At 67.4% G+C, this 1,461-nt stretch carries 2 protein-coding genes; one reads left to right on the top strand and one right to left on the bottom strand.

Annotated features, from left to right (window positions below):
- The coding region (locus ASC84_RS22840; RefSeq protein ID WP_201784140.1) for a hypothetical protein at nt 1-202 on the top strand (202 nt) is incomplete at its 5' end.
- Between the two features lie 37 nt (nt 203-239).
- On the opposite strand, the gene ASC84_RS14045 is transcribed toward ASC84_RS22840, so the two are convergent.
- Complete coding sequence (locus ASC84_RS14045; protein WP_155860350.1) at nt 240-1,298, bottom strand: IS30 family transposase; 1,059 nt, start codon at nt 1,296-1,298, stop codon at nt 240-242.
- Between the last annotated feature and the right edge of the window lie 163 nt (nt 1,299-1,461).

Raw genomic sequence — 1,461 nt, 5'->3', positions numbered from 1 at the left:
GGACCGCAAGGCTGCCCGTGACGCGGCGAAGGCGGACCGCCAGGCTGCCCGTGACGCGGCGAAGGCCGACCGCAAGGCTGCCCGTGACGCGATGAAGGCCGACCGCAAGGCTGCCCGCGACGCGGCGAAGGCCGACCGCAAGGCTGCCCGTGACGCGGCGAAGGCCGACCGCCAGGCTGCCAAGGCTCACGGCAAGAGCTGATCCAGCGGTGGCCCAGCCACCTCTTCCGCCGGCGGATTCAAGCGGTGGATGCAACACCGGTTGGTTTTGGTGGGTTTGACAGTAGTTCGTCGAGTGCTTGTGCTGGTGTCCTCCAGCCGAGGGTCTTGCGGGGTCTGCGGTTGAGCTTGGCTGCGACGTGGTCGAGGTAGTCGAGCTGGTAGACCGACAGGTCGGTGCTTTTGGGGAAGTACTGACGCAGCAGGCCGTTGGTGTTCTCGTTGGTGCCGCGCTGCCAGGGCGAGTGTGGGTCGCAGAAGTAGATGTCCAGGCCGGTCGCGGCAGCAATCGCGGGGTGGGAGGTCATCTCGTGGCCCTGGTCCCAGGTCAGGGTGCGTCGCAGGGTCTCGGGAAGTCGACTCATCGTGTCGACCATGGCCGCGGCGACCGCGTCAGCGCCGTGACCCTCGGGCAGGTGCAGCAACATCACGAACCTGGTGGCGCGTTCGACGAGGGTCCCGATCGCCGAGTTCGACGCCGTCGAGCCCATGATCAGATCACCTTCCCAGTGCCCCGGCACGGCCCGGTCGGCGACCTCGGCGGGCCGTTCGCTGATGTTGACCATCCCGGGGATCCGGCCGCGTCGCTCACCCTCGACCCGGCGGACCTTGCGCACCGCACGGCCCGTCCGCAGCCGTTTGTGCAGGTCACGACGCAGTTCACCGCGCCCTTGGACGTACAAGGCTCGGTAGATCGTCTCGTGGCTCACACGCATCTCCGCGTCGTCGGGGAAGTCGATCTTCAGCTGTGCCGAGATCTGCTCAGGGGACAACTCATCCTCGAGCAGATCCTGCACCTTCTCGTGCAGTCGAGGATTCGCTACTAGCTTCCCGCCCCGCACGCGTCGGGCGCGGTGATCGGCGGCGAGCTGGGCCGTGACCGCCCGGTATCTGGGAAGTCGGTCGGGAAAGACGGTCGAGCCCCTGACCAGCTCGCGACCGACCGTGGCCCGGTGACAGCCGATCACACGGGCAATCTCAGCTTTCGACACTTTCGCGGCATGCAGCAGCGCGATCTCCTCACGCTGCTCCACCGTTAGCCGGGGACGCGTGGTGGCCGGCTCAGGCAATCGGGGCATCACACCACCACGCTCGCGGTACCAGTCCATCCCAGCGAACCTCGACGCGCCAACTTTCTGTGCCGCCTCCGCGACCGTCAGCCCCTCACGTACAAGCCCCCAGAACTCGCGACGTACCTGCTGGGGAAACACCCGCCGAGCCGCCATCGCAAACACCCCTCAC

It is taken from the genome of Acinetobacter sp. Root1280 (assembly GCF_001425285.1).
GTDB lineage: Bacteria > Pseudomonadota > Gammaproteobacteria > Pseudomonadales > Moraxellaceae > Acinetobacter > Acinetobacter guillouiae.
Note: the sequence above shows the minus strand (reverse complement) of the source record. Positions and strands in the feature narration are given on the sequence as shown.